Below are 24,187 nucleotides of genomic sequence, written 5' to 3'. Positions count from 1 at the left end.
GCTGGCACAGCCACATTGCTTCTTTCGGCAAACAATCCATGTGCGCTTCAGCTTCGTAAGCATAGGAAACCTCGTCCGGAAGGGCGTGAAGCAAATGTCTTTGCCGGAGTTCCTATGCCAGAGAAGCGAGTGTTGCGGTTTGTCCTTGGCGATCAGCTGTCGCGCACCATTTCAAGTCTTGGCGACGCCCGGCCCGACACCGACGTGATCTTCATGGCGGAGGTGATGGCCGAGGCCACCTCGGTCAGGCATCACAAGAAGAAGATCGCGTTCCTGTTCTCGGCCATGCGGCATTTTGCCGATGATCTGCGCTGCGAAGGTTTCACGGTCGATTACCTGTGCCTCGATGCAAAGGGCAATCCCGGAGATTTCGGCACAGCGCTGGCTGAAGCCGTGAAGCGCCACGGGGCAAGCCGCGTGGTCATGACCGAGCCGTCCGAAATGCGTGTGCTCGAAGCCGCCGAAACCTGGCGGGAGGAACTCGACGTCGATCTCGATATTCTGGCCGACACCCGCTTTCTGGCAAGCCACGAGGAGTTCGTCAGCTGGGCCACGACCGACAGCGGCGGGCAGCCGAAATCGCTGCGGATGGAGTATTTCTACCGTGAGATGCGCCGGCGCACCGGCTACCTGATGACGGATGGCGAGCCCGAGGGCGGTCAGTGGAACTTTGACGCCGAAAACAGAAAGTCGCTGCCCGATTCGATCACATTACCGTCGAGGCCGGAGTTCTTGCCCGACAGCATGACACGCAAGGTCATCGAGCTGGTTGCCGAACGGTTCGGAGAACATTTCGGCGATCTCGAACCGTTCGACTATCCCGTCACGCGGGCCGGCGCCGTGGCCTATCTCGACTGGTTCGTGGCCGAGGCGCTTGTCTCTTTCGGGGACTGGCAGGACGCGATGAAGCAGGGCGAGCCGCTGCTGTTCCACAGCCACCTTTCCACCCTGATGAATTGCGGTTTGCTCGATCCGAGAGAGGGTTGCGAAAAGGCGGAGCAGGCCTACAGGAACGGTGCGGCGCCGCTCAACGCGGTGGAAGGCTTCATCCGCCAGATCATCGGCTGGCGCGAGTTCATTCGCGGCGTGTACTGGCTGAAGATGCCCGACTATGCGGACGCCAATGCGCTGGAGGCCACGCGTGCGTTGCCGGGGTTCTTCTGGACCGGCGAGACCGCAATGAATTGCCTGTCCCAGGCGATCTCGGAAACCAGGTCGAATGCCTATGCGCATCATATCCAGCGGCTGATGGTGATCGGCAATTTCTGCCTGATTGCCGGCATCGATCCGCGTGAGGTTCAGGAATGGTTCCTGGTCGTCTATTCCGATGCCTATGAATGGGTGGAAATGCCCAACGTCGTGGGCATGGCGCTCTTTGCCGATGGCGGGTTCGTTGCCTCCAAACCCTATGCGGCCTCAGGCGCCTACATCAACAAGATGAGCGATTACTGCGGCTCCTGCCGGTTCGACGTGAAGCGGAAAAGCGGCGAGAAGGCCTGTCCGTTCAATTATCTCTACTGGAACTTCCTCTCTGAGAACGAACAGCTGCTGAGACAGAACCACCGCATGGGGCTGATCATGGGCTCGCTCGACAAGATGAAACCCGAGCGTCTTGACGAGGTCCGTGCGGATTCGAAGCGGTTTTTCGAAAGTTCCGAGATGCGAGGCTGGGATGAAGCCTGATCCGACTAGATCAGCTTCAGCCCCTTGAGGCTGGCGTGGCCGTCCTTGCCGATGATGATGTGGTCATGCACGGTGATTCCGAGCGGCCGCGCTGTGTCGATGATCAGCTTGGTCATCTCGATGTCGGCGCGTGATGGCGTCGGGTCGCCGGACGGATGGTTATGGACCAATATGAGCGCGGTGGCGGAGAGTTCGAGCGCCCGCTTGACCACCTCGCGCGGATAGACCGGGGTGTGGTCGACGGTCCCGGTCTGCTGCACCTCGTCGGCGATCAGCGCATTCTTCTTGTCGAGGAACAGCACGCGGAACTGTTCGCGCGCCTCGAAGGCCATCGCCGCGCGGCAATACTCGATCACCGAGGTCCACGACGCAAGCACCTGGCGGCCCTTGAGTTCGCCCTTGAGCATGCGGTGGGCAATGGCAGCGGTGAGCTTGAGTTCGGTTGCGACGCTGTCGCCGACGCCCTTGACCTCGGTGAGCAGGTGGGCTGGCGCGCCGAGCACTTCCGGCAGGGAGCCAAACCGGGCCAGCAGCGCCTTGGCGATCGGCTTGGTGTCCCGGCGCGGAATCAGCCTGAACAGCAGCAGTTCGAGCAATTCGTAATCGGCCAGCGCCCGGTCGCCGCCCTCGCGGAAGCGATTGCGGAGCCGGTCGCGATGACCGTGGAAATGTTCGTCGGGTGCGGCAGGTGCGGCGTCCGGACCGGGTTCCAGCGCCCGTCCGCGGGTCTTGCCCTGGCGGCTTTCGGCAAAATAGGTGCGTTCGTCCTGCGGCGCGTGATGATCGTCTGCATCGATTGGTCCGTCGCCGTCCGGGCCCTGTTCATTCAGACCTGGGCGACGGCGTGACGTCATGCAGGCAGTCCGGGGCGGTCGAGCCCGGCGGGCGAGAGGGTGAAGATCTCGCACCCGGTTTCGGTGACGCCAATGGTGTGCTCGTATTGAGCGGTCAGCGAGCGGTCCCGGGTCACTGCCGTCCAGCCATCGGAGAGCACCTTGACGTGCGGACGGCCGAGATTGATCATCGGTTCGATGGTGAAGATCATGCCCGGACGCATTTCCGGACCCTCTTCGGCGCGGCCGTAATGCAGGATATTGGGCGCATCGTGAAACAGCTTGCCGACGCCGTGGCCGCAGAAATCGCGCACCACCGAACAGCGCTCGGATTCGGCATATTTCTGGATGGCTTCGCCGATGGCGCCGGTTCGGGCGCCGGGCTTGACGGCCTCTATGCCGAGCATCAGGGTCTTGTGGGTGATCTCCAGCAGGCGCTCGGCTGCGCGCTTGATCTCGCCCACCGGGTACATGCGGCTCGAATCGCCGTGCCAGCCATCCAGCACGTAGGTCACGTCGATGTTGACGATTTCGCCTTCGCGCAGCGGCTTGTCGTTGGGAATGCCGTGGCAGACCACGTGATTGATCGAGGTGCAGCAGGATTTGGTGTAGCCGCGATAATTCAGCGTCGCGGGCAGGGCGCCGTGGTCCATGCCGAATTCGAAGACGAAGCGGTCGATCTCGTTGGTGGTGACGCCGGGCGCCACGCGGCTGACCAGCTCGTCCAGGCAGCGGGCGGTGATCTGGCTTGCCTTGCGCATGCCCTCGAACCCTTCCGGGCCGTAGAGCCGGATCTGGCCGGTGTTTTTCATCGGGGCCGAGGCGGCATCGATATAGGTAACCATGGCAGGCTCGCTTTGTCTTGTCCCGGCCGGCTTTGCCGGCACAACTTCATGATACGCTGTTTAGACCGGATTCCTCAACGGGAACCAACCTTTCGGCGTGTATTTGCTCAGATGTGATCTTGCACCGTATGGCGCAAGCTTCAACCCCGCGTTTCATGGCGCGGTCAAAGGCCGCTGCATAGGCGGGGTCGAGATCGCGGCACAGGCTGAGGCTGTCCACATCGCCGCGCTGGATCAGATAGACCATTATCGCGCGGTGTCCAGCCTCCACCATGTCACCGAGTTCCTCAAGGTGCTTGGCGCCACGCGTGGTGACGCTGTCGGGAAACTCGGCCAGTCTGCCATTGCGGCGGAAATGCACATTCTTGACCTCGACATAGGCGAGGCCCCTGTTAGGGTCGCTCAGGAGAATGTCGATGCGGGAGTTGATCCCGTATTTCTGCTCGGTCCTGCGTTCGGCGTAGCTGCCGAGCGATCCGATCAATCCGTTCTCGATCGCTTCCTCGACCAGCCGGTTGGGACGGGCGGTGTTGATTCCGACCAGCGTGCTGTCCGCCTCGACCAGTTCAAGCGCATGGGGATATTTCCGGGTGCCGCCGGAATGAAGTGTCAGGTAGCAACGGGACCCCGGCGTGGTCAGGCCGCGCATAGAGCCGGTGTTGGGGCAGGAGCCGGTGATCAGTTCGCCGGTTTCAAGCTCCGCGTCGAACAGGAACCGCTTGTAGCGGCGGATCAGCGTGGCAGGGATCAGGGGCGGGTCGAATTTCATGCGAGATCAGTTATCATCCGTTGCATTTTCGAGCCCTGCGGGCTTGCTCTCGACCCATGTGACCAGTGCATCGAGCGCCGGGCAAAGCGCCTGGCCCCATTCGGTCAGTGAGTATTCGACCTTTGGTGGGATCTGTTGATACACGACGCGGCGCACGATCCCATCCGCTTCGAGCTGCCGCAATTGCTGGATCAGCATCTTCTGCGAAATCCCGGGCGTCTGCCGCTCGAGTTCGGAGAAACGAAGAACCTTGCCGCCGAAAAGGTGAAACAGCAGCACCAGCTTCCAGCGTCCTTCCAGCACCCGCAAGGCATTTCCGACCCGCGCGGCGCCACTGGCTGGAGGTGGAGTGTCGGACTTACTTTTTCGGATGTACCTTACTTTTTTATCAGTACTTTTCATTCCGGTAGTATGGAGCCATTTATTTCAGTGAGCAAATGCCAACCGATCCCATGAACACGAAAGGCCGTGAAAATGAAACTGCCCGATCAGATCCAAGCCTATTTCGACGGCAAGAATGCCCGTGATCCGAAGCGTGCATTGTCAGGTTTTGCTGCCGGTGCGATAGTTGGAGACGAAGCGAGAAAGTATCGCGGCCATCAGGAAATCACAGCGTGGATGGCGGAAACGAGTAAGAAATACAACGAATTGAGCGAGCCCCTCGAAAGCCGGGAAGAGCCGGGTGCGATCGTCGTGGTGGCGAAGGTGAGGGGTACATTTCCTGGCAGCCCCGCGAAGCTGAGATATCGCTTCACGTTTGCGGGCGACTCCATTCAGACGCTGGAGATCGGGTCGTAAACTCAGCCGCGAGAGGCCGATGCGGTCACTGAGGACGGTGCCGCTAAAATTTTCTGTTAGTACGACGATCCCCGCTTGCTGAAGTCCGAACTCACACCCGGACGCGGACGTAGGAGCCGGGGGCATCCTCGATCGGCTTGAGTTTCTTGCCGCCGGGCTTGCGGGCCGGCACCTCCTCGTCCGATGCAGCGCGGATCCAGGCATGCCAGTGCGGCCACCAGGAGCCCGGCGTTTCCGTCGCGCCGGCTACCCAGTCATCAAAGCCGGCATCCCGCGGGCCATCGGTCCAGAACTGGTACTTGCCGGCTTCCGGCGGATTGACGACGCCGGCGATGTGGCCGGAACCGGCCATCACATAAGTGACATCGCCACCGAACAGCTTGCCGCCGATGAAGGCGGAGCGGGCAGGCGCGATGTGATCTTCCTTGGCCGCGAGATTGTAGATCGGGATCGTGATGTCACCGAGCGTGAGGGTCTTGCCGGCCAGTTCCATCTGGCCCCGGGACAGGTTGTTCTCGAGGTAGCAATTGCGCAGATAATAGGAATGGTTGGCTGCGGGCATGCGAGTGGCGTCGGAGTTCCAGTAGAGCAGGTCGAAGGGCATCGGATCCTTGCCCTTGAGGTAATTGTTGACGACATAGGGCCAGATCAGATCCGAAGCGCGCAGCATGTTGAAGGCGGTCGCCATCTTGGAGCCATCGAGATAACCGTTCTTTTCCATGGCGTTTTCGATGGATGTGATCTGCGCATCATCGACAAAGACCTTGAGGTCCCCGGCAAAGGTGAAGTCGGTCTGCGTGGTGAAGAATGTGGCGGTGGCAATCCGGGTGTCTTTTTCCTGGGCGTGCAGTGCCAGGGTCGCTGCCAGCAGGGTGCCGCCGACGCAATAGCCGATGGCGTTGACTTCGCGCTCGCCGGTGGCTTTCTCGACCGTGTCGAGGGCAAAGGAGATTCCCTCGCGGGAATAGGCTTCCCAATCCTTCCCTGCATGGCGCTGGTCGGGGTTGACCCAGGAAATCACGAAGACCGTGTGACCGTGGTCGACAGCCCACTTGATGAAGGACTTTTTCGGGTTGAGATCGAGAATGTAGAACTTGTTGATCCACGGCGGCACGATCAGCAAGGGCCGCTTCAGCACGGTCTCGGTTGACGGATCATATTGAATGATCTGGCAGATGTCGTTCTGGGCGATGACCTTGCCGGGCGAAACCGCGACGTTTTCTCCGACCTTGAACTTCGAGGCATCGGATTGACGCAGCCTGAGCTCGCCCTTGCCGGCGGCGATGTCCTCGGCCAGCATGTGCATGCCCTTGACCAGGTTTTCGCCGTTGGAGGCGACCATTTCCTTGTAGAGTTCGGGGTTGGTGGCCAGAAAATTGGCCGGCGAAAGCGCGCTGGTGATCTGGCGAACGTAAAATGCCGCCTTGTGCCTTGTGTGTTCGTCGAGCCCTTCGCTTTCGTCAACGAGCTTGTTGGCCCAGTCGGAGGTGATGAAATAGGCGTTCTTGAGGAATTCGAAGAACGGGTTGTTTTCCCAGTCGGGATCGGAAAACCGTTTGTCCGTCGTCTTTGCCTTGGGGCTGTCATCTTCGCCGGACATCCGCTTGACGGATTCGTTCCACATGCCGAAATAGCTGGTCAGCAGCGACGTCTGGGCCTCGATGGCGCGCTTGGGGTCTGACAGCCAGTATTCGCCAACCTTGGAGAAGGTCTTGACCATGTCGGCCATCGGCTCCGAGATGGTGTCGACGACTTCGCCTTTTTCACGCGGTTCAACCCAGGCGGATGCAGCCTTGCCCAGTTCTTCGAGCATGCGGGCGATATTGCGGGCAAATGCTTCGGGATTCTTGACGACGTAGGCCTCGGCCGATGGCGTGCCGGTTTTTGCGTCCTCGTTTCCGGCCGTGGTTTTCCCCTTGTCCGCCATGGCGGCGCCTCCTCATGTGTTCCCGAGCTTGCCTCCGGCCCGTCTTCTGCCTTAAATCGGCTTACTTGCTTTGCTTGGATGCCTTTGCTGGCATCTATCCTTCCTTGATACGGACTTTTTTTGTCCATGTCATGACCGCCATTTGGTGGAGACCGGAATATTCGTGATCATGAGACCTATTGTCCGCCCGGCGTTTGTTGCCTTGTTCTCGCTGCTTGCGGCAGGATGCCAGACGGCGTCGCTCGAGGATGTCGCGCCGACGACGGTTCCTGTCAGTCGGACCAATGACGCCACACCGGCCAACGGTGTTGCGGCGGAAGGGATTGTATCTGATGCCGGAGGGCAGTCGACCGGCGAGGCTGTAGAGACCACCGAAGAACGCCGCAGTCCTGATCTTGCCTCGATTCTTCCGCTTGAGAGAACACTTCCGCCAGACACCAAGGAGTTCGTCGACGCGGGGGTGGCCAAATCCGGGCAGTTTCCGACTTTCGGACGGCAGCCGCGTGCGGCCAATGCCCAGTTCTCCGAAGCCGACAAGCTGGCCGCCGAGGCGGAAATGACCGAGCTGCTGGCAAATCGTGCATCCACGCCGGATGCGCGGGCGCAATATGAAGCGCGGCTGCGGCAATTGCGCGCCCTGGCCGCGAGCCATGGCAGCGATACACAGCAGGAAATCGAGAAATAGAACTTGCGTCTGACTTGGTTTGGACGCAAATCCGTGCCATCAGAATGCACCGTCCAGCCCACCATTCCGGGGAATTCCATGGAAGAGTTTCACAAGGTCCGCCGACTTCCGCCTTATGTGTTTGAACAGGTCAACCGGCTGAAGGCCTCGGCGCGGGCCGGTGGCGCCGACATCATCGATCTTGGAATGGGCAATCCCGACCTGCCGACTCCCACGGCCATTGTCGACAAATTGTGCGAAGCCGTCCGCGATCCGCGCACCCACCGCTATTCCACCTCGCGCGGAATACCGGGCCTGAGGCGTGCGCAGGCCAATTATTACCAGAGGCGTTTTGGCGTCAAACTCAATCCCGAAACCCAGGTTGTTGCAACGCTGGGCTCAAAAGAAGGGTTTGCCAATATGGCCCAGGCGATCACCGCGCCGGGCGACGTGATCCTGTGCCCCAATCCGACCTATCCGATCCACGCATTCGGTTTCATCATGTCGGGCGGCGTCATCCGCTCGCTTGACGTGGTGCCGGACAACAGCTTCTTCGCCGCGCTGGAACGCGCGGTGCGGCATTCGATCCCGAAGCCCTTAGCGCTGATCCTGAATTACCCGTCCAATCCGACGAGCTATGTCGCGACGCTCGATTTCTACAAGGACGTCGTCGCATTCGCCCGCAAGCACGATATCATCGTGCTTTCCGACCTGGCCTATGCGGAGATCTATTTCGATGACACGCCGCCGCCGTCGGTGCTTGAGGTACCCGGTGCGATGGACATCTGCGTCGAATTCACCTCGATGTCGAAAACCTTCTCGATGCCGGGCTGGCGGATGGGATTTGCGGTTGGCAACGAGCGGCTGATCTCGGCGCTGACAAGGGTCAAGTCCTATCTCGACTACGGCGCGTTCACCCCGATCCAGGTGGCTGCGACTGCCGCACTCAACGGCGATGGGTCCGACATCGCCGAAGTGCGGTCAATCTACAAGCGCCGCCGGGACGTGCTGGTCGACAGTTTCGGCAAGGCCGGATGGGATGTGCCGCCGCCGGCGGCGACGATGTTTGCCTGGGCGCCGATCCCGGATCAGTTCAAGCATCTGGGATCGCTGGAATTCTCCAAGCTCCTGGTGGAGAAGGCCGACGTGGCGGTTGCGCCCGGTGTCGGATTTGGCGAACATGGCGACGAGCATGTGCGCATCGCGCTGGTGGAAAATGAACACCGGATCCGCCAGGCGGCGCGCAACATCAAGCGTTTCTTCTCGACTGCCACCAATGGCGGCGGCGAGAATGTGGTTTCCTTGACCGCCCGGCGTTGACCGTCCGGTCTCTCGCCGGTAAACCCGCCCAGAGTTTCAAAGCTTCGCACGTTCGTTGCGGACGATCCCATACAGGTGGACTTTTGACATGACTGATGCCCTGAAAATCGGCATTGCAGGCCTTGGCACTGTCGGAGCGGCATTGTTTCGAATTGTCACGAGCCGGCACAACCTGCTGGCCGACATATGCGGCCGCGAAATCGTGATCACCGCCGTGTGTGCGCGTGACCGCAGCCGTGACCGTGGCATCAACCTCGAGAATGTGGCCTGGTTCGATGATCCGGTCGCCATGGCACGCGACGCCGACATCGACGTTCTGGTGGAACTGGTCGGCGGCGAGGGCGATCCGGCGCTTGCCGCGGCGACAGCGGCGTTGACAGCCGGGCGTCACGTTGTGACCGCCAACAAGGCGATGCTGGCGCGGCACGGAGTCGAGCTGGCGCGGCTGGCAGAGGCCAACGGCGTTCTCTTGAACTTCGAGGCGGCGGTTGCGGGTGGCATTCCGGTGATCAAGGCGATGCGGGAATCGCTGACCGGCAACGCGGTGACGCGGATCTACGGCATTCTCAACGGCACCTGCAACTACATCCTGACCCGCATGCAGCGCGACAACATGGGCTTTGCCGAGTGCCTGGCAGAGGCGCAGCGGCTCGGCTATGCCGAGGCCGACCCGGCGTTCGACATCGAGGGCAACGACACCGCGCACAAGCTGTCGATCCTGACAAGCCTGGCGTTCGGGACCCAGATCGCCGCCGATGAAGTCTACATCGAGGGGATCACCAACATCTCCATCGACGATATCCATGCCGCCGACGAACTCGGCTACCGGATCAAGCTGCTCGGCGTGGCCCAGCGCACTGCGACCGGCATCGAGCAGCGGGTGCACCCGACCATGGTGCCGAAAGGCTCGATGATCGCGCAGGTAGAAGGTGTGACCAATGCGGTGACAATCGAAGCCGACATTCTCGGCGAACTGATGTTGTCCGGTCCCGGTGCGGGCGGCGACGCCACGGCGTCGGCGGTGCTCGGCGATATCGCCGATATCGCCAAGAGCCGGCCCGGCCATCAGCACGCGCCGGCTCTCGGCCGTCCCGCCGACAAGCTCGAGCCCTACACGCGGGCGCAGATCCAGAGCCATGAAGGCGGCTACTTCATCTCGCTCAAGGTGGATGACCGGGCAGGGGTGTTTGCCTCGATCGCCACCTCGATGGCGAAGAACGGGATATCGCTGGAATCGATCGTTCAGCGGGCGCGTCCGACGCGGACGGATGACGGACCGCAGACGGTCATTCTGGTCACGCACGCAACCACGGAGTCGCGGGTGCGAGCCGCGGTCGATGCCATCAAGAGCGAAGGCTACCTTGCGGGCGAGCCGCAGGTAATCAGGATCGAACGGACCCGCGATAATTGAATGCGCTGCAAGTCCTGTCCTTGCCGCTCCTTGCCGCCGAAGGTTCCGGCGGCGGCGGGAGCTTGCGCATAGCCTAATCGATTTAGTTTTGGATCAGGTCAAATTCCTGAAAAAACAACGGCTTTTAATGCGGCTTTCACATTGCCTTGCTAGCGTCGAAAGCTGTATGAGCGGCCAAACGACATACCCTGGGAGATCAAGGCCATGGCAGGCAAACCGACAGAAGCAAGTGGTCTGGACCGGATACTTACACTGGAAATCGCGCGCGTGACCGAACGTGCAGCGGTTGCTGCGGCCCGGCTGCGCGGCCGCGGCGACGAGATGGCCGCCGACCAGGTTGCCGTCGATGCCATGCGCCAGGAGCTCAACCGGTTGCCGATCGACGGCACCGTTGTGATCGGCGAAGGCGAACGCGACGAAGCCCCGATGCTCTATATCGGCGAGGAAGTCGGCACCCGCGACGGCGCCAAGGTCGATATCGCGCTCGATCCGCTCGAAGGCACGACGATCTGCGCCAAGAACCTTCCCAACTCGCTGGCCGTGATCGCGATTGCCGAAAAGGGCAGCCTTCTCTACGCACCCGATGTGTACATGGAGAAAATTGCCATCGGACCCGGATACCCGGCCAACACGGTGGCGCTGGACGCGACGCCGACCGAGAACATCAACGCCGTGGCCCGTGCCAAGGGCGTGCCGGTAGGGCAGGTGACGGCCTGCATTCTCGACCGGCCCCGGCATGCGCGGATGATCGAGGAAGTGCGTGCCACCGGCGCGGCCATCCGGCTTATCGGTGATGGCGACGTTGCCGGCGTCATCCATACGACGGATCCGGATGAAACCGGCATCGACATCTATCTCGGCATCGGCGGCGCGCCGGAAGGCGTGCTGGCGGCCGCGGCGCTCCGGTGCATCGGCGGACAGATGCAGGGACGGCTGCAGCTCAACACCGAGGAAAAGATTGCCCGTGCGGCCAAGATGGGCATATCCGATCCCAACAAGATCTACACGATGGAAGAAATGGCCCGTGGCGACGTGTTGTTTGCCGCCACCGGCGTGACCGACGGCAACCTGCTGCAGGGTGTCCGCTTCACCCGGGATGCGATCGTTACCCACACTATCGTGATGCGTTCCTCCTCCCGCACGGTGCGCGAGATCAAGGCGCGGCACCAGGATCTTGCCAAGTTCGACTAGATCTTCGGCCTGCCGGCCATTGTCCGATCGTGAATTTCCGCTCGCCCCGACTTCCCCGGAAGCCGGGGCGGTCTCGTTCTTGCTCTGCCTTCAAGGGATCCGTGTCTGCGCTTTGCTGCGCCGGGCGGTTTGCGCTATGAGCAGTCTCTGAAGGCGTCGCCAGCGCGGTGCTCTTGCAACAGGTTGGTGAGTGGATGACGGGCAACGGCGCATCGGACCGGGCATTTCTTGGGGTGGAGGAGTCGCTGTCCGGCCAGAAATGGGTGTCCCGGCTGGACATGGCGGGCGAGAACAAGGCCATCTCGATCGCGCAGATGACCGGACTGCCGGATGTCATCGCCCGCGTGCTGGCGGGCCGCGACGTGGCCATAGGGGATGCCCGGGCGTTTCTCGATCCGACGATCAAGTCGCTGATGCCCGATCCTTCAAAGCTGACCGATTGCGACAAGGCGGCCGACCGTATCGCGTTTGCGATCTCGCGCGGCGAGCGGGTGGCGATCTTTGGCGACTACGATGTCGACGGCGCCGCATCCTCGGCGCTGATGCAGCGGTTCCTGAGGCATTTTGGCGTCGCAAGCGAGATCTATATTCCCGACCGGATCTTCGAGGGCTACGGGCCCAATCCTGCCGCCATCGGCGAGTTGATAGACCGGGGGGCGAAGCTGATCATTACGGTCGACTGCGGCTCGACCAGCCACGATGCGCTCCAGGAGGCCGCCCGGCGGGGGATAGACGTGGTGGTGATCGATCATCACCAGGTGGCGAGCGAGCTGCCTGTGGCGCATGCTCTGGTCAATCCCAACCGCGAGGACGATCTGTCAGGCCTGGGGCACCTGTGCGCCTGCGGCGTGGTGTTCATGGTGCTGGCAGGTACCCTGCGGCTGTTGCGGACGAAAGGCGACGCCCGGGCCGCCGGCTTCGATCTGTTGGCGTGTCTCGATCTGGTTGCGCTGGCAACGGTCTGCGACGTGGTGCCGCTCAAGGGGCTCAACCGCGCCTTTGTGGTCAAGGGGCTGCTTGCGGCGCGCAGCATGGGCAATGTCGGCCTGGCAGCGCTTGCCCAGCGCGCCGGCGTCAATGGACCCGTCACGCCCTATCACCTGGGCTTTCTCATCGGTCCGCGCATCAATGCCGGGGGACGCATCGGCGATGCGGCGCTTGGCAGCCGCCTGCTGACGCTCGAGGACCGAGACGAGGCGGCGGCGATCGCCGAACGGCTGGAAGAGCTGAACCGCGAGCGGCAGGCGATCGAGGCGGCCATGCTGGCGGAAGCCGATGCGGAGGCGGCCATCGAAATGGCCAGCGGCGACGGACCTGCGGTCATCGTCACCGAGCGGCAGGGCTGGCATCCCGGCGTCGTCGGTCTGCTGGCCTCCAGGCTCAAGGAACGCTACCGGAGACCGGCATTCGCGATCGCCTTTGACGGCAATGGCAAGGGAACCGGATCCGGCCGGTCGGTGCCGGGCGTCGATATCGGCCGGCTGGTGCGCAAGGCGGTGGAAGCCGGGCTGCTGGTCAAGGGCGGCGGCCATGCGATGGCGGCGGGGCTGACGGTCGAGCAAAGCCGCCTCGGCGACCTGCGCGCCTTTTTCGAGGAAAACGCCGCGGAGACCGTGGCCAGTCTGACCCTGGCGCACCGGCTGAGAATTGACGGCGCGATCTCGGCCTCGGGGGCAACGCTCGAGCTGGTCGACATGATCGAACGGGCCGGTCCTTACGGCGCCGGACATCCGCAACCGGTTTTTGCGGTGCCGGCACACACGCTCAAGGATGCGCGCGTTGTCGGACAAAATCACATCAAGCTGGCCTTTGCCGGTCCCGATGGCGGACGACTCAACGGCATCGCATTCCGCGCCGCCGATACCGAGATGGGGGCCACGCTGCTTGGCGGACGGGGAATGGCATTTCACGTCGCCGGTTCGCTGTCGGCCGATTACTGGCAGGGCGTCAGGCGGGTTCAGATCCGTGTGATCGACGCGGCTGTGGCGCGCTAGGCGACGAGTTTCGGGCTCGTCAGAAAACCATCATAAATCCACACAGAGCAGTTGTTCCGCGGCATGTTTGGATGCCTTGGAGCCGCGGATTTCGCCCACGCAAAAAGCGCACGGACCGAGGCGCCAACGCTGCGGCGCTGGCTTGCATGAACTTCAGATTTTGAATGAAGAATTCAAGCTAAGTGCTTGAAGTGGGTGGCACGCCCTAGGGGAGTCGAACCCCTCTTTCCAGAATGAAAATCTGGCGTCCTAACCGATAGACGAAGGGCGCGTGCGATGTGGCGTCTTATAATCAGACCGCTTTAGGACCGCAAGCGGATAATTGGTGTTGAGGAGAAAAAAATGACATTCGGATGAAGATTGTTTTGATGCCACCGGAACGCGTTGCCGAAACAGCGCAAACCCCTGCGGAAGGTGTTGCGGGATTACTTGCGGCGACGGCAGCGCCAGTTCCAGTCACGGGTGTTTCCGACGTCGATGTGGACTGATTCCGTGTGGCAATAGGTGCCGACGCCACCGCGGCCGGGCATGGAGCGAAGATACTTCGCCAATTGCCATTTCGACACGCCTTCGATCTGGATGTCGGCGGCCTCACAGGATGTGTGCCGTGATCCGGACGCGCCACCGACGCGCCGGTTGTGCTTCGGACTCCGGTACCCGGAGGTTACCACCACCGGGCGGCCATAATGGCGCTCGATGCTCTTGAGCGTACGGACAAGCTGTGGCTTGAAGCAGGCGACCTCGACCTTTTCGGTCTGCAGGTGCAGTCCGTTGGGTGCAAGGCGCGCCAGGCCGGCAGCCGAGGCGAGTTGGATCTGGCCCGAATCGGAATCTCCCGAAGCGTCTTCGGACCCGTCGCCGAACATGCTCTCAAGTTTGACGCCGGGCAGCGCGTTCCCGCCTGCCGAGGCAACGGTGACCTGAGCGGCCTTTGGCTTGATCAGGCGTTTTGTGGTTCCATCAGGCGCGTTTCTTGCCGCTGTCTTTTGCGGCGCGAACATCCGCGCGAAAATCGATTTCTTCTTTGGCGGCGCGACGACCGCCAGTTCCTGGACCCGCGGCTGGACTTCGGTCAGACCCGAATCCGCGGGGTTGCCCTGTGTCAGGCTGTCGGAGGCCGGTTGAGCTGCTGGCTCTGCTTGAAGCGATGTGTTCTGCTGCAGCGCAAGGTCGGCTGCAACGGGTGCTGCGCCATAGAGATTGGCGATCGGCTGGGTTGGCTGGCTTTGGGTGATGCCGCGGTTCAGCGCATCGACCGCGGTATCGGCCATGACGACGGACTGACCTGATGCGACCTCGCCCTGTGCCACAGCCGGCATACGCGAAGGCGCATCGGATGCATTCGGGGAGGGTACCGGCAGCGGAATCCCCGCGGCGGTTTCGGTCGCGGTCTGTTCACCCACGGCCATTGCGGTTGACTGATCAACGACGACGCTGCCATCGGTCATGGCGGGGGCGCCGGGCGCGAATCCCTGGGTTGCGAACATCTCGGGATCCGCGGCTGATATGCATCCGCTGAGGATTGCCGCCACACCCGCCAACAGCAACGCCCGCGTGGTCTTGCGTCCGTAGACTGCTTTGTTTCCGCCAATCTGCAAACTCTGGAGCCCCCGGGTATCTTGCAACGGCAGACCCGAAGGTCCTGAAAGGATGCCTACTCATTTGCGGCGTCCTTGTAAACGAACAAAGGCAACGCCCTGAGTACGCAATTCGGCGTACTGGCCAAAATCCATGCGATGCTTGGTAAATGAGGCAAAAGCATGGCCCTATCTGAAGGTTAGGTCACGTCCGTTGCGTGAGCCTTGCGCCTCGCAGATCCGGTCCGGCATGGTCCGGACCGGTTGCGAAAGACCCTACCAGGAACCTGTGTTTTTCATCGACAGCCAGGGCTCGACCGGTTCAAGCGGTTGGCCCTTCTGCAAGAGTTCGATGGATATTCCGTCCGGAGAACGGACAAAGGCCATGTGACCGTCCCGGGGCGGACGGTTGATGGTGACGCCATTGTCGAGCAGCGACTGGCAAAGCTCGTGAATGTCGTCGACAACGTACGCCAGGTGTCCGAAATTGCGACCGCCGTCATACTCCTGCGGGTCCCAGTTGTAGGTCAGTTCGAGCAATGGCGCCTGCTCGGCAAGCGCCCGCTCCTTGTCTTCGGGGGCGGCGAGAAAGATCAGGGTGAACCGGCCGGCCTCGCTCTCGTGGCGCCGGATTTCCAAAAGTCCCAATTTGTTGCAGTAGAAATCGAGCGATGCATCGACATCGGTGACGCGGACCATCGTGTGCAGATAACGCATTGGCTTTACCTCATGATTCTTGTTGGGCTTAACGATAGGCGGAAAAGTGCCGGAGGCAATGATAGCCCGATAGAAGGGGATGAATGAACAAGTTTTCCTGCAGGGCTTGCGCTGTCCTCGCAATACAATGTTAATGTTTTGAACGAGAATCACTTCATTTGCTTGTGGCGCGTATTGGAGAGGCATCCGGATGGGGGAAAGGTCCTCAGAAAAGAACCAGGTTGATGCGGAAGCACTTGGAGACGCTGTCGATCTCATGGAGATCACCGGGGTCATTAAGTGGTTCGATGTCGCCAAGGGTTTCGGCTTCATCATTCCAGACAACGGGATGGAAGACGTGCTGCTGCATGTGACGTGCCTGCGACGTGATGGTTACCAGACCGTTCTGGAAGGCACCCGGGTGGTTTGCGAGATCCAGAAACGGGAACGCGGCTACCAGACCTTCAGAATCATCTCGATGGATACCTCCACTGCAGTTCACCCGTCGCAATTGCCGCCGGTGCGCACACATGTGCAGGTCAAGCCTTCGAGCGGGCTGGAGCGGGCCATCGTCAAGTGGTTCAACCGCACCAAGGGCTTTGGCTTCCTGACCCGGGGCGAGGGGACGGAAGACATCTTCATTCACATGGAGACGCTCAGACGCTACGGCCTGGCCGAACTGCGTCCGGGGCAGGTGGTGCTGGTGCGTTTCGGCGATGGCGACAAGGGCCTGATGGCGGCGGAAATCCATCCGGATATCGACTCGCCGATCCCCAATTCCCACTGACCGGGCCATGCGCAGCTTCAAGCAAGTCGCGATCCTTATAGCTTCAATCCTGATCTTCGTCTTTCCGGCCATTTGCATGGCCGCGCAGCTGCCGACTGATTCCGAGCGGCTGGTCATCGAGACCCGAAACGGGCCGGTGGCCTTTTCGGTTGAACTGGCGCTGACCGCGGACGACCGCGCCAGTGGCCTGATGAACCGGCAAAGCATGCCCGCCGATCATGGAATGCTGTTCAGGTTCGATCAGACCCGGCAGGTTCTGATGTGGATGAAGAACACGCCGCTGCCGCTGGACATGATCTTCATCGATGCCGATGGCGTGGTCGCAAGGATCGCCGAGGATACGGAACCCTTTTCCGAAACAATTCTCCCGTCGGTTGCGCCGGTGCGCTATGTGCTGGAATTGAATGGCGGAACGGCTGCGAAGCGGGGCATTGCGGCAGGCGACAAAGTGCGCCACCGGGTGATTGGCAAATGAATTGCCCGCAAGGCGGGGCAAGCGACGATTTGGAGTTGCGGGGCATGGCGTTCCAGTGTATCCGGATCACGCCTTAGGCAACGGAGCGTAGCGCAGCCTGGTAGCGCATCTGGTTTGGGACCAGAGGGTCGGGAGTTCGAATCTCTCCGCTCCGACCAATCAACCCCTTGTGTAATAAGGCTTACTTTCAAGGACACGGTAATGGCGACAGACTACCGCCACCGTTACCGCCACTGTTGATGAATATTCAAAAGGCCTCGAACATCTTCAAATGATGTCCGAGGCCTTTGATTTTATTGGGAATGTGCTAGCTACGATACGAGTGTCCAAATCGGCCAGATGATCACTGACAGAAGCAATTCACAACGTCGACGGCTATGTTGTAGAGCGCTACCGTCACAACGACACTGACCCGAACATGCATCCGCCGACGACAGTCAACATTCTGGCGCGCTCTCTAGTCAAGAAATTGATTAGTCCGTGAACTCATAAACGGAATTCCCAAATTTGCTTCGGCGTGATTCAACCTCTCGACTGAAGGTGCTGGATGAGCCGTTACGATCTGACTGAATTTGAATGGCGTGTGATCTCGCCACTTCTTCCCAACAAGTCACGCGGCGTACCGCGTGCTCCTAATCCTTCCAGACCAATTTTCATTAGGCTCAAACGATTTCGCCTTTGAATTCCGCCGACTTGGCTGTGCTTTTCATGGCAGGAGCGAAACAATTCGACTTCTCTTTAGCATTCAGTCAAGCAGTTGCACGGATAGCAAAGGGGCTGATTTGTACGTACCACCATGGACTATCCTCGCCGGCCTTGGCGCACTGGACCGACGTGATCTCTGCAATCTGCTGGCAAGCTTCGAAGAGACCACACTGCTTGCGATCTCTGCAGATAAGGCCACCGATCTCCTCGCCCGCCTCCAGAACGGTCGTCCGGATACCGAAGCGACAGCTTTTGCCCGCCGGATGAAGAACGCCGCTGATAAAATGTTGTCCTCTAGCGTTCCTGATCGGACCCTGCGTATTCGCTTGTGGTTCCGGATGATGGAGGCCCTGCAACTCGACCCGGTGCTTCCGCTCTCGAAGCGGACTGCAAATGCGCACGGCGCAGCTATGGCGCACAAAGCAGCGGGGATCTCCGGGACCAAACCTGCCGACGAAAATAGCGACGTGGTCTCGCCGACGAAAATTCAGCGCGTATGGGGCAAGCTCAAGTCGATCCGCGGTGGGCAGGCTGTTGAGTTCTCTTCCCTAGTCGCCGTCCAGGCGGAACTGGTTACGCGTGCCGTCGCCGAAGCAGTGAAATCCGATGTCCTGTCGGATGAAGAGAAACTGATCCATGGTCAAAGGGTTCGCCACCATATTGAAAAGCTATCTCCCGAGATGCGGGACGATGCCATGCGCACAGCGATGAAGTCTGGCGACAGGGCGGTACTCGCGCTGTTTATTTCGGGCAGTTCTGCATTCGGCGTTGGCCTCGGAGTGAATCTCGCGGGCTTCAGCGCCTACATTCTCGCAGCCCAGGCTTCGGCGTTCATGCCGTTGATGAGCGGCCCGGCAGTCGTGTCCACTCTCTTTATGGCTGCAAATCCGTGGTTCAGCATTCCGGTGCTTGCTGGCGGCGTCTATTTTGCGAACAGGCATGTCACGGGCGGCCAGGGCGCTCGTCTGGCCTCCCTCGCTGCGGTCCAACTCGCCTTGCGCGGTCTATCTGCCGAGCAGAATGGGTTGCGTATTGCTCTGAACGACTACAGGTCAGCGACATATGCCGACTTTACAGTGCTCCCCGACGCCTTCAGGGACGAAACGCTCCGCAAGGTCAAAGCCATTGGCAAGGAAACGGGTGGCACTCTTCCTGATGCTCCCGGAGAGTATCGTGCGGACCCCGGTCAAAGCGATCGCATGAGCCACCTCCTTGACGGAGTTCTGTCGCGGGGAACAGGAGATGGTGCGGAAGTGGCAGCGGTCGCGGGCATCACGGCCGGCGACATGCTTTACAACGCGGTCTCAATCGATCCTGCCGTCCTGAATGCCGCGGATTTCTCAAGATCGGCGGACATCGGAGACATCTTCCAGTTCGGCGCGTTCGCTGACGGGATTGGCGCGATGGCTTCGACTGCGGCTGCGGGGGCAGGAAACAATCTTCGAGGCTATGTGGCGGAGCAGATCGTGGCTGCGCGGCTTGTAGAGAACGGCCATGTCGTTAGCTTCCCCGATACAGCCAACAATCCGGGTTTCGACCTTCTCGTCGACGGCCACCCATTTCAGGTCAAGTGCTTGCTCGGTGTCAGTGGGTTGCGGGAGCATTTTGCTAAGTATCCAGACATGCCCGTCTACGCCAACAGTGAACTGGCTGAAGCAGTCATCGACAGCGGTGAGGTTTGGGCCGCCAAGGTCTTCTACATAGATGGCTTTGATCGCGAAATAGCAGACTTCGTCATGAAGACCTCGCTCGAGGCGGGGGAAGCCCTTGGCGACCTCAATGTCCCATATATCGCCATGGCAATTTCATCGGCCCGCAATTTGCATCGATGGTGGCAGGGAAGAATGCCGTTATCCGACCTTCCTATCGCCGTGGTGCTGGATGGCAGCATCAAGGGTGGTCTGGCGACTGTAGGCGGGCTGTCGGGAAAGTTCCTTGGGTTATTGGTTTTCGGTCCACCGGGGGCTCTGGTGCTCGGCGGAGTAGGCGGGGTTGGCGCACTTCTTGGCGCTGGTTGGACCCGCGAGCATGCCTCACGGCTTCTTTCGTCCGAGTGGCATGCTGAACTGGAACTGGAAACGGATCGGCTTCGCTTGGCCCTTGTTGAGGCGATCCAGAATAAGGTCGATTTGCTCGCTGAAAAGCGGGCACAGACGCTTGCAATGGGGCATCCGGATTGCCGATGGCTGGCGCAAAGATTTTCCGATGACATCGTATCACTCTGCGAGGCGATCCACGAACTACGCGTAGACGTCCTGACCCTCCGTCAGCCGTCGAAAGCGCGTGCCTGCATTGAAATCATGACCAAAGCCAGTGTTCACCCAATGTTTGTTGAAGCAGAGCTTACGGGCCTTCTAGAGATGCTCAAGGCAGAACCGTCGGCGATCGGCGCGGCGGGCAGGAAGGCGAACGAGGCGTGGATCGCTTTGCGGTCGAGATATCGGCCGCGGGTTTGAGGTTTACCGCTAGGGTTAAGACCCATCACGCTGAATGCGCGACGGTCACTTTGGGCCCATGTGTGGGCATTTGTGGCACCGCGGCAAACGGCGGAGGTGGGCGGAATATCCTTCCGGTTCTCCTGCTGAGGCTGGCGTTGACAAAGCGCGTCGCCGTTGCTGTTTTCTTTGCCGCATGGCCAAAAGTGGCATGGCCAAATTCTCCACTAGTCCTTCCAGACCTTCACCCTGTCGGACCTTCCGTTGAGCTAGGATATCGTCATGATGGATGATAACTACATGGACGAGTGGGAATTGGAGAACATCAAGCGGTTTGGCGACGAAGATTATGCTGTCGGCTACATCAAGCCTGTCCACATATCCGAGATTACTACTGCGGGGCCATTGCGACAGAACTCATCAAACGTCTCAAACGGGACGGAAAGCGGTACAAGCCATCATTGCTTGTGAGGAAATTGATATAGAAATTCGTGTCGGAAAACCTCTCCGTGAAATCAGTGCACCAATATCGGTTCCAAGCCTCCATCCGTCTCAAGACGAAAACATTTCTGCCAAAGTGGCGTCTTGATGTAAAAGTTTTCTCTATCCCGAAAACTGTCGCCAACCTGAATCCTGTCGAGAAAGCCGATCCAGTAGAGCGGCGTTAAAACATGCCAGTGCAGAAATGACGCATAGTGCCAATAACCTTCTGCAGCTGCGTCTTGGGAACTGCACCCATAAAGCACTTCCAAAAGATCGGGTTCGGTGGCTCCGCCATGGGCTTCGACATTGATGACATTGAGAAAAACATCCCAGTTCCCTGGAGCCACGAATGGCCGTCGCTGAAAATTGGAGTGATCAAATTCGAAAAGGTAATAATTCGCGATCGCGCTAAAAAGTGCCCCTTTGTCCTCTATCAATGCATAGGCCTTCTTGTTGAACTGAAACTTGCCCTTGCTATGCCGTCCAAGTCGCATGCCGACAAACAGTTCGTGCAGCAGCATCACTGGCATGACATCCTGCTCGTTGAGCACTTTTTGAATGCTCAAAAGCTCGTCAGCAGAATATTCTTTCCAGTTGAAACTCTCTGATGCCCAGTGGCAAAATTTGCGGTTGAAAGCCTTGGACTGGGTGAGGCCGATCCCGCCTTGCTCGTTGGCGTATCGCACTGTCTTGCAGATCGCATCGAGCAGCCTTGAACCATCTAGGTCAGGGTCATCCCGCTCAATTGGATGAATCTTGATTGACGTCATCAATAAAACTCACTGAACCAAACCTGCATTCGTGCGGTCATCTTCACGTTCGATTATAGCGGTCCATCGATCTAACGGAAATTCTGTGCTTTGTCGGAAAACGAAAACTTGGAAGTAAGTACGCTTGAGCCCCGCTTACTTGCCGCGCTTGCGCTTCTGGCCCAATCCCATTTCCTTAGCCAGCTTCGAGCGCGCTTCGGCATAGGCTGGTGCAACCATCGGGTAGTCGGCAGGCAGTTCCCACTTTTCACGATATTGCTCAGGCGTCAGTCCGTGATGGGTCATCAGGTGGCGCTTTAGTGACTTGAATTTCTGGCCATCCTCCAAACAGATCAAGTGATCGTTTTGAATCGAACGGCGAACCGTAACGGCAGGCTTCTGCTTTTCCACGACCTCGTCGACGGGTATTGTTGCACCGCCGAGCGCTGCATGCACCTGGGAAATCACATTTGGCAAGTCATTTGCTGCGACAGAATTGTTGCTCACGTAGGCTGCGACAATCTCGGCGGTCAACTCGATGAGAAGGTCCGCGCCGTTGTCACTGGTTACTTCTGTCATAGTCTGATCCTACCATTTCTAATTTATCAGCCGTTTGGCTTTTGGATTAACGTTGTCACGAGTACTGCACCGAATGACGAGCAAATTGCGGCGGCTCAAACGAATTTTAGGCTTAAACAATTACTATATCTCATCGAACGGGTTTACCAGACGCTTTCGATGTGAATCAGAAACTCGTCGTTGATCCAAAAGCTAGCCAACGGTGGCTTCTCTAATTGGGTGTTTGGGTCAAGCTCGTTTTCCTTCTTTCTTTCTTTCGGGTCGTAGTCGCTCATCCGGGTCACGCTTCTCTTCGCAGTCTGGTTGATGCCTTGGTGGCATCGCTGCACGCATATGTCGGATTGGCAGTGGTGAGCCTTGCTTTGGGACGCGCTTCACGTTGCGCAGCTGACATTTTCGGCTTCATCCACAAACCTCGTCCGGTGAGGGACGACCCCGTCAGGGTTGGGTGGCAGGCGTTTCAGGTCATGCCATGCCCTCCACTTTTGCCGGACGGAATTCGGTGCCATCTGTCCATATTCGGTGCAAGACAACGGCAAGCTTTCGTGCGACCGCGACGATAGCGCGGCGGCGACCTTTGGTGCGGATCAGCCGCATGCCCCAGGTCTTGATCTGAGACCCAGCCATCGTGCGCATCAGAAGTGCGTTTGCAGCGGCATAAAGCGTTGCACGCACATCTCTGTCGCCCGCCTTCGATATGCGGCCAGGATTATCCGCCTCACCCGACTGATAGCGTCGTGGTGTCAGTCCAAAATGGGCGGCAACAGTGCGCGATCGCTTGAAGCGGGATGGATCATCGACGGCGGATTTGAAGGTCATCGTTCCAGCCTCAAAGCCGATGCGGTCAATGGAATACGGCAAGGCCGTCAAGCACGCCGCAATGTCATCGACCTCGCACGGCAGTTCCCGCTCCAACATCACCTTGCCCTTGCCGTCGACGATGCAAAGAGCACACGACCGCAGCGACACGTCCAATCCAGCAAAATATTCCATCATCTTTCACCCTTGTTCACAGATACCCTGTGATCTTATCGGGAGCTCGACCCCAGAACAGAGGCGGCCCAATTACGCATGCTTCGGGCCGCGATTGCCGTTCAATTTGCGTTCAAGCCGTGCGCACGCGCTCCAAGCTTTGTCTTCCAGAATGCTTCTCTTGCCAAGATATCCTCCGGGGCCATGTCCGGCGACGCGACCTCGAGGATGGAAACGGAGTAGTCCCGATAGCCTCCTTCCCTGAGGAGGACGTTGCCACCGTGACCGTTTGCGAAGTATGAGCGCCAACGCCCCATCAGTCCGTCAACACCGATTGCGGAGCCGACATACTGTTCTCCTCCGTCTGTGACCAACAAATAGATGCCGCGCACGCTTTCCAGTGCATTGACCCAGGATTGCGGGAAAGTGGGCAAATCACGAATCCGCGAAATGAAACCGGAGAAACCCGGAAAAGGTGGCTCCTGTGCCTGGAGGCGCAGCTCCAAGATTTCCTTCGAATTGCGGGCCGTCCACTGCGACCAAGCACGTGTTCCGGTTCCCCACTTAACGAGCATCCGTTCGGCGAAATCGTGTCCCGCGTCCAGCCATTCAAGGTCGAACGCTTCGATGTCTAAACGACCTCGTTCCGTTTTGATCATCTCTGCGTCGATGATCCTCGGCATGCGCACCTCGTCCCAGTCCCAACGATCAATTATCCTGGTAATACCTATGAAGAGGGCCGTTGCGGAACCGTCATCGAGGGATGGGCCCGGCAAGAAATGGCAAGCTACGCTGGCACCACCATAAGGCGAGTTTGTTTTCTTCTGAAAACTAGCAAAGCAGCCGAAACTAACCTCACGACCGCGACGCCAAGCCGCAACTCCGCGTGTATCGTGACGCAGAAGCCTGATGCGCGCGGGGTCTAGGTCGATGCGACGAAGGAAATCATTGAATTCGAACATACATAACTCTCAGTTGACTAAGGACCGCGCTCTGGTCAGCACCATGTATACTGGCCACTTGACCGGCAAGTGCAATCGGCGCAGGCCGTTCCTAGTCGCACCAAAGGACTCGCCCGTCGCGCACCCAAAAATGCGATCGGCATCCAGTCTTCCGCCAGACCGAAGGGTGTAGAGTTGGATGGCCTGCTGCGTTGAGGCGAATATCCCAACGCGGACGCGCCTCCCTCAGGATCATGAGTTCAATTGTCTCACCACATCCGCACGGGCATCGCATACCGACGCTCCAGTCGTCTCCAGTGTCCCGTGTCAGGACAAGGTCGCGAGCAGGCAAG

At 59.6% G+C, this 24,187-nt stretch carries 24 protein-coding genes, 2 tRNA genes and 1 pseudogene; 13 read left to right on the top strand and 14 right to left on the bottom strand.

What is annotated here, in order from left to right:
* Positions 1–114: 114 nt before the first annotated feature.
* Positions 115–1,683, top strand: coding sequence for a cryptochrome/photolyase family protein (locus O4H62_RS06420; RefSeq protein WP_269386415.1), 1,569 nt, complete (start codon positions 115–117; stop codon positions 1,681–1,683).
* Between the two features lie 5 nt (positions 1,684–1,688).
* Here O4H62_RS06420 and radC read toward each other — a convergent pair whose 3' ends face one another.
* The 4 genes from radC to O4H62_RS06400 are packed head-to-tail and all read right to left on the bottom strand — an operon-like array spanning position 1,689 to position 4,532.
* Positions 1,689–2,537, bottom strand: coding sequence for a RadC family protein (radC, locus tag O4H62_RS06415; protein WP_331284449.1), 849 nt, complete (start codon positions 2,535–2,537; stop codon positions 1,689–1,691).
* Positions 2,534–3,361, bottom strand: a complete 828-nt coding sequence (gene map, locus O4H62_RS06410) for a type I methionyl aminopeptidase (protein WP_269386414.1) — start codon at positions 3,359–3,361, stop codon at positions 2,534–2,536. The genes radC and map overlap by 4 nt, the downstream gene beginning before the upstream one ends.
* Before the next feature lie 46 nt (positions 3,362–3,407).
* A complete protein-coding gene (gene sfsA / locus O4H62_RS06405; protein WP_269386412.1) occupies positions 3,408–4,130 on the bottom strand; it encodes a DNA/RNA nuclease SfsA in 723 nt (240 codons plus the stop codon).
* Between the two features lie 6 nt (positions 4,131–4,136).
* On the bottom strand, positions 4,137–4,532 hold the full coding sequence (locus tag O4H62_RS06400) for a winged helix-turn-helix transcriptional regulator (RefSeq protein WP_269386411.1): 396 nt from the start codon (positions 4,530–4,532) through the stop codon (positions 4,137–4,139).
* A gap of 72 nt (positions 4,533–4,604) precedes the next feature.
* Here O4H62_RS06400 and O4H62_RS06395 point away from each other — a divergent pair, with 72 nt between their 5' ends.
* A complete protein-coding gene (locus O4H62_RS06395) occupies positions 4,605–4,928 on the top strand; it encodes a nuclear transport factor 2 family protein (RefSeq protein WP_269386409.1) in 324 nt (107 codons plus the stop codon).
* A gap of 91 nt (positions 4,929–5,019) precedes the next feature.
* Here O4H62_RS06395 and phaC read toward each other — a convergent pair whose 3' ends face one another.
* Complete coding sequence (phaC, locus tag O4H62_RS06390) at positions 5,020–6,855, bottom strand: class I poly(R)-hydroxyalkanoic acid synthase (RefSeq protein WP_269386407.1); 1,836 nt, start codon at positions 6,853–6,855, stop codon at positions 5,020–5,022.
* Positions 6,856–7,024: 169 nt separating this feature from the next.
* Here phaC and O4H62_RS06385 point away from each other — a divergent pair, with 169 nt between their 5' ends.
* The 5 genes from O4H62_RS06385 to recJ all read left to right on the top strand — a co-directional run bounded on the left by O4H62_RS06385 (position 7,025) and on the right by recJ (position 13,435).
* Positions 7,025–7,540: a hypothetical protein gene (locus O4H62_RS06385; RefSeq protein WP_269386406.1), complete on the top strand. Its 516-nt coding sequence runs from the start codon at positions 7,025–7,027 to the stop codon at positions 7,538–7,540.
* Positions 7,541–7,618: 78 nt separating this feature from the next.
* Positions 7,619–8,839 (top strand): LL-diaminopimelate aminotransferase, encoded by a 1,221-nt coding sequence (locus tag O4H62_RS06380; protein WP_269386405.1) that lies wholly within the window; start codon positions 7,619–7,621, stop codon positions 8,837–8,839.
* A gap of 88 nt (positions 8,840–8,927) precedes the next feature.
* Positions 8,928–10,250 (top strand): homoserine dehydrogenase, encoded by a 1,323-nt coding sequence (locus tag O4H62_RS06375; RefSeq protein ID WP_269386403.1) that lies wholly within the window; start codon positions 8,928–8,930, stop codon positions 10,248–10,250.
* A 204-nt stretch (positions 10,251–10,454) separates the two neighbouring features.
* Complete coding sequence (gene glpX / locus O4H62_RS06370; protein WP_269386402.1) at positions 10,455–11,441, top strand: class II fructose-bisphosphatase; 987 nt, start codon at positions 10,455–10,457, stop codon at positions 11,439–11,441.
* Between the two features lie 194 nt (positions 11,442–11,635).
* The gene (gene recJ, locus O4H62_RS06365; protein ID WP_269386401.1) at positions 11,636–13,435 is read left to right on the top strand and encodes a single-stranded-DNA-specific exonuclease RecJ; all 1,800 of its coding nucleotides are present in this window, start codon (positions 11,636–11,638) and stop codon (positions 13,433–13,435) included.
* 196 nt (positions 13,436–13,631) lie between these two features.
* On the opposite strand, the gene O4H62_RS06360 is transcribed toward recJ, so the two are convergent.
* From O4H62_RS06360 to O4H62_RS06350, 3 genes are all read right to left on the bottom strand, one after another.
* A tRNA-Glu gene (locus O4H62_RS06360) sits at positions 13,632–13,706 on the bottom strand.
* Between the two features lie 154 nt (positions 13,707–13,860).
* A complete protein-coding gene (locus tag O4H62_RS06355) occupies positions 13,861–14,922 on the bottom strand; it encodes a D-Ala-D-Ala carboxypeptidase family metallohydrolase (protein WP_269386399.1) in 1,062 nt (353 codons plus the stop codon).
* 366 nt (positions 14,923–15,288) lie between these two features.
* Positions 15,289–15,729, bottom strand: a complete 441-nt coding sequence (locus tag O4H62_RS06350) for a VOC family protein (protein ID WP_269386398.1) — start codon at positions 15,727–15,729, stop codon at positions 15,289–15,291.
* A 190-nt stretch (positions 15,730–15,919) separates the two neighbouring features.
* Between O4H62_RS06350 and O4H62_RS06345 the strand changes: the two genes are divergently transcribed.
* The 6 genes and pseudogenes from O4H62_RS06345 (at position 15,920) to O4H62_RS06320 (ending at position 20,581) form a co-directional block, all read left to right on the top strand.
* A complete protein-coding gene (locus tag O4H62_RS06345) occupies positions 15,920–16,495 on the top strand; it encodes a cold-shock protein (protein WP_269386397.1) in 576 nt (191 codons plus the stop codon).
* Positions 16,496–16,571: 76 nt separating this feature from the next.
* Entirely contained in the window at positions 16,572–16,970 is a 399-nt protein-coding gene (locus O4H62_RS06340) for a DUF192 domain-containing protein (RefSeq protein WP_269386396.1), read from the top strand.
* Positions 16,971–17,051: 81 nt separating this feature from the next.
* A tRNA-Pro gene (locus O4H62_RS06335) sits at positions 17,052–17,128 on the top strand.
* Between the two features lie 389 nt (positions 17,129–17,517).
* Positions 17,518–17,598: pseudogene (locus tag O4H62_RS06330) on the top strand (IS5/IS1182 family transposase); the annotation flags it as partial.
* Positions 17,597–20,131 carry a hypothetical protein gene (locus O4H62_RS06325; RefSeq protein ID WP_269386395.1) on the top strand — a complete coding sequence of 845 codons (2,535 nt, stop codon included), beginning with the start codon at positions 17,597–17,599 and terminating at the stop codon, positions 20,129–20,131. The pseudogene O4H62_RS06330 and the gene O4H62_RS06325, both read left to right, overlap by 2 nt.
* A 261-nt stretch (positions 20,132–20,392) precedes the next feature.
* Positions 20,393–20,581 carry a hypothetical protein gene (locus O4H62_RS06320; protein WP_269386393.1) on the top strand — a complete coding sequence of 63 codons (189 nt, stop codon included), beginning with the start codon at positions 20,393–20,395 and terminating at the stop codon, positions 20,579–20,581.
* A 44-nt stretch (positions 20,582–20,625) separates the two neighbouring features.
* Here O4H62_RS06320 and O4H62_RS06315 read toward each other — a convergent pair whose 3' ends face one another.
* The 6 genes from O4H62_RS06315 to O4H62_RS26435 form a co-directional block, all read right to left on the bottom strand.
* On the bottom strand, positions 20,626–21,363 hold the full coding sequence (locus O4H62_RS06315; protein WP_269386392.1) for a hypothetical protein: 738 nt from the start codon (positions 21,361–21,363) through the stop codon (positions 20,626–20,628).
* A 135-nt stretch (positions 21,364–21,498) separates the two neighbouring features.
* The gene (locus tag O4H62_RS06310; RefSeq protein ID WP_269386391.1) at positions 21,499–21,921 is read right to left on the bottom strand and encodes a MucR family transcriptional regulator; all 423 of its coding nucleotides are present in this window, start codon (positions 21,919–21,921) and stop codon (positions 21,499–21,501) included.
* Positions 21,922–22,064: 143 nt separating this feature from the next.
* Entirely contained in the window at positions 22,065–22,196 is a 132-nt protein-coding gene (locus tag O4H62_RS06305; RefSeq protein WP_269386390.1) for a hypothetical protein, read from the bottom strand.
* A gap of 190 nt (positions 22,197–22,386) precedes the next feature.
* Positions 22,387–22,917 (bottom strand): transposase, encoded by a 531-nt coding sequence (locus tag O4H62_RS06300; RefSeq protein ID WP_269386389.1) that lies wholly within the window; start codon positions 22,915–22,917, stop codon positions 22,387–22,389.
* Positions 22,918–23,015: 98 nt separating this feature from the next.
* Positions 23,016–23,855 carry a GIY-YIG nuclease family protein gene (locus O4H62_RS06295; RefSeq protein ID WP_269386387.1) on the bottom strand — a complete coding sequence of 280 codons (840 nt, stop codon included), beginning with the start codon at positions 23,853–23,855 and terminating at the stop codon, positions 23,016–23,018.
* A gap of 91 nt (positions 23,856–23,946) precedes the next feature.
* Positions 23,947–24,129, bottom strand: coding sequence for a DUF6527 family protein (locus O4H62_RS26435; RefSeq protein WP_331284454.1), 183 nt, complete (start codon positions 24,127–24,129; stop codon positions 23,947–23,949).
* Positions 24,130–24,187 lie beyond the last annotated feature (58 nt).

The sequence above is a fragment of the Parahoeflea alexandrii genome, from assembly GCF_027214025.1.
In the GTDB taxonomy this organism is placed as follows: domain Bacteria; phylum Pseudomonadota; class Alphaproteobacteria; order Rhizobiales; family Rhizobiaceae; genus Hoeflea; species Hoeflea alexandrii_A.
The sequence above is the reverse complement of the archived record's forward strand: the minus strand, read 5'-3'. Positions and strand labels throughout refer to the sequence as shown.

Excerpts from the sequence above, each read along its gene's own strand:
- O4H62_RS06385 (WP_269386406.1), top strand. The coding sequence starts at position 7,025 with ATGAGACCTATTGTCCGCCCGGCGTTTGTTGCCTTGTTCTCGCTGCTT.
- O4H62_RS06420 (WP_269386415.1), top strand. The coding sequence starts at position 115 with ATGCCAGAGAAGCGAGTGTTGCGGTTTGTCCTTGGCGATCAGCTGTCG.
- radC (WP_331284449.1), bottom strand. The coding sequence starts at position 2,537 with ATGACGTCACGCCGTCGCCCAGGTCTGAATGAACAGGGCCCGGACGGC.
- O4H62_RS06395 (WP_269386409.1), top strand. The coding sequence starts at position 4,605 with ATGAAACTGCCCGATCAGATCCAAGCCTATTTCGACGGCAAGAATGCC.
- glpX (WP_269386402.1), top strand. The coding sequence starts at position 10,455 with ATGGCAGGCAAACCGACAGAAGCAAGTGGTCTGGACCGGATACTTACA.
- recJ (WP_269386401.1), top strand. The coding sequence starts at position 11,636 with ATGACGGGCAACGGCGCATCGGACCGGGCATTTCTTGGGGTGGAGGAG.
- O4H62_RS06380 (WP_269386405.1), top strand. The coding sequence starts at position 7,619 with ATGGAAGAGTTTCACAAGGTCCGCCGACTTCCGCCTTATGTGTTTGAA.
- O4H62_RS06400 (WP_269386411.1), bottom strand. The coding sequence starts at position 4,532 with ATGAAAAGTACTGATAAAAAAGTAAGGTACATCCGAAAAAGTAAGTCC.
- O4H62_RS06315 (WP_269386392.1), bottom strand. The coding sequence starts at position 21,363 with ATGACGTCAATCAAGATTCATCCAATTGAGCGGGATGACCCTGACCTA.
- phaC (WP_269386407.1), bottom strand. The coding sequence starts at position 6,855 with ATGGCGGACAAGGGGAAAACCACGGCCGGAAACGAGGACGCAAAAACC.
- O4H62_RS06355 (WP_269386399.1), bottom strand. The coding sequence starts at position 14,922 with ATGTTCGCAACCCAGGGATTCGCGCCCGGCGCCCCCGCCATGACCGAT.
- O4H62_RS06375 (WP_269386403.1), top strand. The coding sequence starts at position 8,928 with ATGACTGATGCCCTGAAAATCGGCATTGCAGGCCTTGGCACTGTCGGA.
- O4H62_RS06305 (WP_269386390.1), bottom strand. The coding sequence starts at position 22,196 with ATGAGCGACTACGACCCGAAAGAAAGAAAGAAGGAAAACGAGCTTGAC.
- O4H62_RS06320 (WP_269386393.1), top strand. The coding sequence starts at position 20,393 with ATGATGGATGATAACTACATGGACGAGTGGGAATTGGAGAACATCAAG.
- O4H62_RS26435 (WP_331284454.1), bottom strand. The coding sequence starts at position 24,129 with ATGCGATGCCCGTGCGGATGTGGTGAGACAATTGAACTCATGATCCTG.
- O4H62_RS06300 (WP_269386389.1), bottom strand. The coding sequence starts at position 22,917 with ATGATGGAATATTTTGCTGGATTGGACGTGTCGCTGCGGTCGTGTGCT.
- sfsA (WP_269386412.1), bottom strand. The coding sequence starts at position 4,130 with ATGAAATTCGACCCGCCCCTGATCCCTGCCACGCTGATCCGCCGCTAC.
- map (WP_269386414.1), bottom strand. The coding sequence starts at position 3,361 with ATGGTTACCTATATCGATGCCGCCTCGGCCCCGATGAAAAACACCGGC.
- O4H62_RS06310 (WP_269386391.1), bottom strand. The coding sequence starts at position 21,921 with ATGACAGAAGTAACCAGTGACAACGGCGCGGACCTTCTCATCGAGTTG.
- O4H62_RS06340 (WP_269386396.1), top strand. The coding sequence starts at position 16,572 with ATGGCCGCGCAGCTGCCGACTGATTCCGAGCGGCTGGTCATCGAGACC.
- O4H62_RS06295 (WP_269386387.1), bottom strand. The coding sequence starts at position 23,855 with ATGTTCGAATTCAATGATTTCCTTCGTCGCATCGACCTAGACCCCGCG.
- O4H62_RS06345 (WP_269386397.1), top strand. The coding sequence starts at position 15,920 with ATGGGGGAAAGGTCCTCAGAAAAGAACCAGGTTGATGCGGAAGCACTT.
- O4H62_RS06350 (WP_269386398.1), bottom strand. The coding sequence starts at position 15,729 with ATGCGTTATCTGCACACGATGGTCCGCGTCACCGATGTCGATGCATCG.